Here is a 352-nt window from a genome sequence, read left to right on the forward strand (position 1 = left end):
TGTCAAAGCCGATGCCGTAGGCCGGCTGCACCGCGTAGGCCGCGCCGAAGATGGTGGCGACCACCGGGATCACGTTCATCAGCGCCATGAACATCACCAGCACCATGTGCTTCCAGCTGTGGCGGAAGGCCTCGCTGATCGGCGACTTGGCCACCTTGTCCTGTTTCTCTTCCCTAACGAAGGCCGGGGTCTCGTGGACCTCCTTGCGGATGATGAAGCCAGCCACCAGCACCAGCGCGCTCATCAGGAACGGAATGCGCCAGCCCCAGTCGTTGAAGGCCTCGCTGGGCATGAAGTAGGCCAGTGGCAGGAACACCGCGGCGGCCATCACCTGGCCGGCCTGCACCCCTTG

The 352-nt window shown here is 64.2% G+C and carries 1 protein-coding gene; it reads right to left on the reverse strand.

Translation table 11 applies throughout. The annotated features are described in order from the left end of the window. Positions 1–352: MFS transporter (locus tag FQ668_RS27345; protein WP_144180758.1), on the reverse strand; the 352-nt coding region annotated here is incomplete at both ends.

Source organism: Pseudomonas sp. Kh14 (assembly GCF_900291005.1).
GTDB lineage: Bacteria > Pseudomonadota > Gammaproteobacteria > Pseudomonadales > Pseudomonadaceae > Aquipseudomonas > Aquipseudomonas alloputida.